Here is an 8255-nt window from a genome sequence, read left to right as displayed (position 1 = left end):
GAGGAGAAATTTTTTCTACCTTTAGCGTAGGAGATGGCAGAGGAGAAGTTTTTTCTACCTGTTGCAGTGGTGCAGTAGGAGTTTTTTGACCTATGATTATTTCTCCCCAATTTTCCAGTATTTTTTGTAGAGCTTCAACCTTAACTGGCTTACTAATATAATCATCCATACCCGTTTGCAGACAAATTTCGCGATCGCCCTCCATAGCTCCCGCAGTCATGGCTACAATAGCAGGTCTTTTGTCTAACTCATAGCCATATTTGTTACAAATATTTTTTGTTGCTTCCAAGCCATCCATTTCTGGCATTTGTACATCCATAAAAACCAAATCATAAGGTACTCTCTCTAAAGCCATCAAAGCTTCTAACCCATCACTAACCACATCAGGACGATAACCCATTCGTCCTAACATCGACAATGCAACTTTTTGATTCACTACATTATCTTCAGCTAACAAAATTCTTAAAGGTAGTCGGTTCGCGAGATTACCATCAATTTTGATATCAGCTTGCTTTGTAACATTTTCTACCTGATTAGCAAAAATCTTCATCAGTACCTTATATAGTCGCTCCGGCTTAATCGGCTTATTTAGACAAGCTTGTAAATTGCCGGTATCACCTTTAGGACAACCTATAGAAGTTAACATCACTAATGGCAGTGTTTTTAGTCGAGGAAGCTTACGAATTTCAGCAGCTAAAGTTAAACCATCCATTTCTGGCATTTGCATATCTAAAATAGCTAGATCGAATTTTTTACCTTTCTTCAGCAGCTCTAAAGCTTTTGTACCACTATCTACTTCTGTAGATACCATATCCCATTTTTTACTTTGTATTTTTAGAATCAGCCTATTAGTAGGATTATCATCAACTATTAACATTCGTTTACCATTAAGTTGAGGCTGAGGATTTTGATAAACTTTAGGGATGCTAGGAGCAATTGCAGTTAAGATTGTGAAGTGAAATGTTGAACCAATAGGAACAGAATTTGCAGAAGTGAAATTATTTTGATTCACACTCAAGGGATTTCCAGTCAAACTACCACCGCTTTCTGCCCACATTTGCCCACCCATCATTTCACACAGTTGCTTACTGATAACTAAGCCCAAACCTGTACCGCCATATTTGCGAGTAGTGGAAGAATCTACTTGAGAAAAAGGCTGAAAAAGTCGCTTTAAACCTTCCGGTGGAATACCAATACCAGTATCTCTAACAGCAAAATGAATTTGGTGAGTAGGAGATTGAGAATTGTCTAAGTTAATTTCTTCAGAAGTAACATTTATTACTACTTCTCCAGAATGGGTAAATTTAACAGCATTACTGACTAAATTGACCAAAATTTGACGCAACCTAGTTACATCACCCGTAATTGTGGAGGGAGTGCGATCGTCTATTATGTAGGCTAAGTCTAATCCTTTATCTGTAGCTTGAGGCACTAGCAAATCTAGACAAGATTCTACACATTCTCGGAGGTCAAAAGCTTGGTTTTCTAACTCTAACTTATCGGCATCAATTTTTGAGAAGTCGAGAATATCATTAATAATAATCAACAAGTTATCCCCACTACTACGAATAATTTCTACAAAGTTTCGCTGTTGAGGATTTAGATCGGTATCTAGCAACAAACCAGTCATCCCAATTACTCCATTCATTGGGGTGCGTATTTCGTGACTCATGTTGGCCACAAATTCTGATTTCAGTTTGGCGATAGATTGAGCTTCCTTTAAGGCCCCATCTAATTCTTGATTTTTTTGTTCTAATTCTGCTGCTATTTTGGCTGTTTGCTCTTGAGATTTGGCCTTTTCTTCCAGATAAACTTGAATTTGGTTAACTGCAGGTCTAAATACAAATACTCCCTCTGATATTAGTAGTAATATCGCAACTGTTAATAATAAATTTTCGATTTGTCTAGCTTGCTGAACTTTTTCTTGAGCTTCGGCATCATATTGGAAGACAATTTGATTCATCCGTGGGAGAAAAAGGGCCTCATTGTTCAGAATAGTTTCTACAAAAGGTCTAATATCTGCCTGTGCAGGCTCTGAGTTAATAGTTACTAGCAAATCCTGAGCAGCCTTAATCATTGCTTGATAATATTTTTCCATCTCCGCAAACATTTGTTTTACTTTGGGACTATTTTTATCACTGGGTAATCCTAAGTCTGAATCACCTTTCTGTAGTCCCTGATGGGAAGTTTGGAACACCTGGACAACATCTTCTAGTTCCTGTTGACGTTGTTTTCTGATTTTTGAGTTGGAACTATACTGGATAGCTAATGCTGCTTTACTAAGTTTTTGACTCAGCATTCGTTGACGACCTGCAATGTTAATTACCCGAGAACTGGTAAACTGATATTTTAGGGATCTTTCTACTAAAATTTGTTCAAATATAAATAATCCAGCAACTACACTGAGTCCAACAATATAAAGTACAGTCAGGCGATGAGTTGGAGATGGCTTGCGTAATTTTTTTGACATTTTTTTTTATAGTTATTGTTGTAGCTAATTTTCTTTATACTTCACTGTTTGATAATGACAAACACTGGATCTTTATATCTAGATTTTATCTCAATTCAATAAGTGGATTAGACTATATATATGTGTATATATTTATGCTACTTCGGACTTTTGACTACCGCAAAGTGGCTGACTCACTAACTAAATAATTAATGTTTATAACTGATTCTCAGCTACTTTCTTATCAACGTTGTCCTAGAAAAGTATTTTTGGATACTTATGGAGATTTTACGCAACAAGATTCTCCTAGTGATTTTTTACTGAAATTAATTAAAGATAGTTCGGAATTTAGGTCGAGCATTATCAAGAATTATATTTATCAAAAGCCTAATTATTCTCGTGGAGATTTAATGGCAGGGGGAAAGGCTACTGAAGAATTAATGGCAGCAGGTATTGATGTTATTTATCAGGGAATATTAATTATTTCAGAATCTTCAATCAATTCACTCCCACAAAATCAGACTATTAATTTTGTTGGCTATCCAGATTTATTGATTAAACAGCCTGGATATTCTCGATTTGGTGATTGGGTTTATATTCCTACAGATATTAAGTTAAGCAAACGTCCGAAATTAGAATATCAAATAGTTGCTACTTTCCACGCTCAAATATTAGCGAATATTCAAGAAATTTGGCCGGAAACTGCTTGGTTGATTCTCCGAAAAAAAGGGTTATATAAGGTTAATTTAGATAAGCGAATTGAGCAAATGCAGGAAACTATTTCTGAATTAATTGCTATGTTGCAAAATTCTCTAGAACCAGAGGTATTTATTTCTCGTCAAAAATGTAATCTTTGTACTTGGTATAGTAGCTGTCATGGTGTTGCGGAAACTCAAAAACATTTATGTCTTTTGCCGGGAGTTACTTCTAATAGATATGTTGTGTTGAAGAGCTTAAATTTAACAACTTTAGAATCTTTGAGTAAAACTAATCCTGATGATTTAGAAGTTTACCCAGAATTTGCTGATGGAGTTGGAATACAAGTTGTTAAGCAAGCTCAATCTGTATGGGAAAATAAAGTGATTCTGAGAAATGAAATATTTGCCGAAGAAATAGATAGTAAAACTTTACCGGTTAATTATTACAAATCAAATAAGCTCGTCAATGCTCCTGTAGAAATATACTTTGATATTGAAGCTCAACCGGATATTAATCTAGATTATTTACATGGTGTCTTAGTAGTTGATAAACGCCAAAATACTAAAAAATTTCATGTTAATTTAGCTGAAAATCCTTTAGATGAAGAATTGATTTGGTATCAATTTTTAGACTTGGTTTGGAAATATCCTATCGCTCCAATTTATCACTTCTGTGAATATGAAATTCAAACTGTAAAAAGATTAGCTCAACTTTATCAAACTCCAGCTTATCTGTGGAAACCATTGTTAAAAAGATTTGTAGATATTCATCAAGTTGTTACTCAAACTATTATATTGCCTGTAGAAAGTTATTCCCTCAAAAATATTGCTCGTTGGTTAGGTTTTGAATGGCGGAACCCCGAAGCTAATGGTGCTCAATCTGTTTGTTGGTATGCAGAATGGTTGAAAACAGGCGATCGCTCTTTATTAGATGCAATTATTATTTACAATGAAGATGATTGTTATGCTACTTATTATATTAAAGAATGGTTATTACAATTGTTAGAAGAAGGAAGAGTTTAATAATTAATAATGAATAATTAATAATGAATAATTGTTGAAAGTAGATTCAACTGTAGTGAGGTAAGCTAAGACGCATTTGATATGCCCCTTAGCAAGTCAGAAGTAATATAGCAATCCTAAATAGGTTGTGACAAATCAATAAAGTAGTAAAAAAACTGAAACTACTGCCTGTTCCCTGCTCCCTGTTCCTTAAAAGCGACAAGATTTTTATACACAAATAAAATAGGATTGCTATAGAGATTGTACTTTACTATTAGGTACACAAAAAATAAGTGGTTTAAATGCACAACAACTTACACCTATTGTGGGCAAGATGCCCGCATTAAAAACATTCAATTGTTAATATCTGTAATTCATTATGCAAAGAATTTGCTGTAATTCTATCTACAGTTTTCCATTGACTTTTTTAATAGCATTTTCCTCACAATCAAAATCAAACTACTATATATGAATATCTTTAAACATAAGACTTATAAGTACCTGATTTTAACCTTAATTACTGGTTTAATTATTGCTGTTATTACAGGCAGAATAATTAATTCAGCTACTCAAGCAACTATGCCTCAATTAACTTTTTTAGGAGAGGTAAATTTTCCCACAAGATTAGAATTTAAAAATACAGAAGTTGGTGGGCTTTCTGCCATAACTTACAATCCAGAAAAACAAATTTATTATGCAATTTCGGATGACCGTAGTAGCAAAACATCAGCTAGATTTTATACTCTGAAAATTGACCTACAGCCAGATGAAATTTCAGAAGAAACAGTAACTTTTACAGATGTCACAACTTTATTAAATGAAACAGGTAAACCATTTCCTGCTTTGAGTATTGACCCAGAAGGAATTGCTTTTACAGGAGAGACTTTATTTATTTCTTCTGAAGGAGATAGAGAACGTCAAATACAACCATTTATTAGAAAATTTTCTCTGACAGGTAAACAACTACAAAATTTGCCAATCCCTGAAAAATTTCTCGTAGAAGCAAACAATGGAGTTAGAAATAATCTTGCTCTAGAAAGTTTAACTATTACTCCTAGTAAAAAATATCTCTTCACCGCTACAGAAAATGCTTTAGTTCAAGATGGCGAAGAAGCAACTTTTAGTATGGGTAGCTACTGTCGAATTCTACGGTATGATTTAGCTGAAAGTCAGCCAGAAACAGAATTTCTATATATCACAGAACCTATTGCTACTAATTATAATAATTTAGGTGGTTTTAGTACCAATGGCCTAGTTGATTTACTTGCGTTAGATGATACTCATCTTTTAAGTTTAGAACGGTCTTTTTCCCTAGCAACAGGAAATGTAATTAAACTTTTCCAAATAGATTTATCAGATGCAGATAACATTCAAAATATTGATGGCTTAAATAATCAAATTACTGATATTTCTCCAGTGCAAAAAAAATTACTCTTAGATTTCAGCACTCTAGAAATAGTCTTAGACAATATTGAAGGTATAACTTTTGGCCCAAAACTGGCAGACGGTCAGCGATCGCTCATCCTAGTTAGCGATAATAATTTTAACCCTCTACAATTTACTCAGATTCTTATTTTTAGCTATTTAGGGAGTAGGGAGTAGGCAGGGCTGTTTCAAAGTATTGTAGATTAACGATGAGCGGGAGAACGGGAGTAATGGACATAGTTAAACAGTAAAATTTGTCAAAATTTGCCGATTTTTCAGCTAATAAGCGTCGTTAAGCTCTGAGAAAATATTTAGTTCAACGTCGCTTAAAAGCCTCTATCCCCGTTTCTCCGTGTCTGATGCGTCCCCGCGTCTATTGAGAATTAAACAGCCCTGATGGGGAGTAGGGGAGTAGTGTTATAGATCCAAAGTGGGTTCTATAGAAAAAAAATCTATAAGAAAAAAAATTTAGATAAAAGCTTGACAAATCAAAATAAAAACCACATAATTGTAAAAGGCTTAAAAACAAGGGACTGTAGTTCAACTGGTTAGAGCACCGCCCTGTCACGGCGGAAGTTGCGGGTTCGAATCCCGTCAGTCCCGTAGAGATATAACTTAAACCTCAGAATATACTTAACGTGATACGAACAGTAACTGCTGTTTGGTGAAACTCTATACTTTATGATAAAAGTAGGGAATCAAATAAATATCAAAATTATAGATTTTAGTATCACTCTGGTAAATCTGGCAAAAAAACGTAGATATTTTTTCAAATTAAACCAGAATGGATAAAAAAATCTAAAAACAAAAAAACAAAATAGAAATTGATATGAGTGTTAGAGTTCGTCTGGCCCCAAGTCCAACAGGAAACTTACATATCGGTACAGCCAGAACAGCTGTATTTAACTGGTTATTTGCCCGAAACCAGAAAGGAAAATTTATCCTAAGAATAGAAGATACAGATATAGAGCGATCGCGTCCAGAATATACAGAAAATATTATGGAGGGGTTGACCTGGTTAGGATTAGAATGGGATGAAGGACCATCCTACCAGTCTCAACGGTTAGAACTATATAATACAGCTACTCAAAAATTACTAGACAAAGGGTTAGCCTATCGCTGCTATTGTACAGCAGCAGAACTAGAAGAAATGCGGGAAGCTCAGAAAGCTAAAAAAGAAGCACCCCGCTACGACAACCGCCACCGTGACCTTACACCCGAACAACAAGCAGCTTTTGAAGCAGAAGGAAGACAGCCAGTAATTCGCTTTAAAATTGACAATGACCAAATAATTACCTGGAAGGACCAGGTTAGAGGGACAGTAACCTGGAAAGGCAGCGACTTGGGTGGAGATATGGTCATCTCTCGTGCTGCTAGTGGAAATACAGTGGGTCAACCCCTCTACAATATGGCAGTGGTAGTAGATGATATGGATATGGAAATTACCCATGTAATTCGTGGTGAAGACCATATTGCTAATACAGCTAAACAAATATTGCTTTATGAAGCCCTAGAAGGGAAAGTACCAGAATTTGCTCATACACCTCTAATTCTTAATCAAGAAGGACGCAAACTTTCAAAACGAGATGGAGTAACTTCAATTTCTGATTTTAAAGAATTAGGGTTTATTCCAGAAGCATTAGCAAACTATATGTCTTTGCTTGGGTGGACACCTCCAGACTCAACCCAAGAAATATTTACCCTGACAGAAGCAGCTGAACAGTTCACTTTTGAGAGAGTGAATAAAGCAGGGGCAAAGTTTGACTGGAATAGGTTGGACTGGATAAATAGTCAATATCTACATAATTTACCAGTAGGACAACTGACGGATAGATTAATTCCTGTCTGGCAAAAAGCAGGATATGAATTAGATCCGCAGAGCGATCGCCCTTGGTTAGAACAATTGGCCGCATTGATTGGACCTAGCTTGACTCGCCTCACCGATGCAGTAGAAATGAGTAAGTTGTTCTTCTCTCCTACTGTAGAATTGGATGCAGAAGCAGCAGAACAAATGCAGAAAGAAGATGCTGTAAAATCTATTAATTCTATTATTGAGTCAATGGATATTGATGCACCTCTGCGAGTGGGTGATGCACAAAAAATTATCAAAAGGGTAACTCAGGCAATTAAAGTTAAGAAAGGCATCGTCATGCGATCGCTCAGGGCATCTTTAACAGGTGCAATGCAAGGGCCAGATCTAATTCAGTCATGGTTACTCCTACATCAAAGAGGTTTTGATGTATTACGCTTCAAAAAAGCTATAGGTCAGGAGGTTGAAGAAAGCAAAAAGGAAAAAGCTCCTGCTAATAGTAATAAAGGGTTTGCTGAAATAAAAACAGCAACTTCAAAAACATCTGTTGCACCAAAACAACAACCTCAGAAAATAAAAGCATCAGCTAATCTTGCTGGTGAGTCTCAAAGTGTTAAACCGACGATAGATAAAGCACCAACAGTAACTCCAACAGGAGAAACTAAAGTTGTTGAACCTACTGTGGAGAAACAGAAACCAACTACGACTCCAACTGCAGAAACTAAAGTTGTTAAACCGACGATAGATAAAGCACCAACAGTAACTCCAACAGGAGAAACTAAAGTTGTTGAACCTACTGTGGAGAAACAGAAACCAACTACGACTCCAACTGCAGAAACTAAAGTTGTTAAACCGACGATAGATAAAGCAC

Annotated in this window: 3 protein-coding genes, 1 tRNA gene and 1 pseudogene; 4 read left to right on the top strand and 1 reads right to left on the bottom strand. The window is 35.6% G+C overall.

The genetic code is table 11. The features are described 5' to 3' along the window. A partial coding sequence (locus AC3DU7_RS07130) for a response regulator (protein WP_488038658.1) occupies positions 1-2470 on the bottom strand: 2470 nt, incomplete at its 3' end. A 191-nt stretch (positions 2471-2661) separates the two neighbouring features. On the opposite strand from AC3DU7_RS07130, the gene AC3DU7_RS07125 reads away from it, so the two are divergent. From AC3DU7_RS07125 to gltX, 4 genes and pseudogenes are all read left to right on the top strand, one after another. Further along, a complete protein-coding gene (locus AC3DU7_RS07125) occupies positions 2662-4170 on the top strand; it encodes a TM0106 family RecB-like putative nuclease (protein ID WP_488038657.1) in 1509 nt (502 codons plus the stop codon). Between the two features lie 447 nt (positions 4171-4617). Further along, positions 4618-5751 (top strand): esterase-like activity of phytase family protein, encoded by a 1134-nt coding sequence (locus AC3DU7_RS07120; protein WP_488038656.1) that lies wholly within the window; start codon positions 4618-4620, stop codon positions 5749-5751. A 352-nt stretch (positions 5752-6103) separates the two neighbouring features. Further along, positions 6104-6177: transfer RNA gene (locus AC3DU7_RS07115), tRNA-Asp, on the top strand. Between the two features lie 226 nt (positions 6178-6403). After that, positions 6404-7837, top strand: a pseudogene (gene gltX, locus AC3DU7_RS07110) (glutamate--tRNA ligase); the annotation flags it as partial. Positions 7838-8255 lie beyond the last annotated feature (418 nt).

Source organism: Okeania sp. (genome assembly GCF_983059655.1).
Note: the sequence above shows the minus strand (reverse complement) of the source record. Positions and strands in the feature narration are given on the sequence as shown.

What these genes read in the sequence shown, in the direction of transcription:
- AC3DU7_RS07125 (WP_488038657.1), top strand. Translation starts at nt 2,662, where the DNA reads ATGTTTATAACTGATTCTCAGCTACTTTCTTATCAACGTTGTCCTAGA.
- AC3DU7_RS07120 (WP_488038656.1), top strand. Translation starts at nt 4,618, where the DNA reads ATGAATATCTTTAAACATAAGACTTATAAGTACCTGATTTTAACCTTA.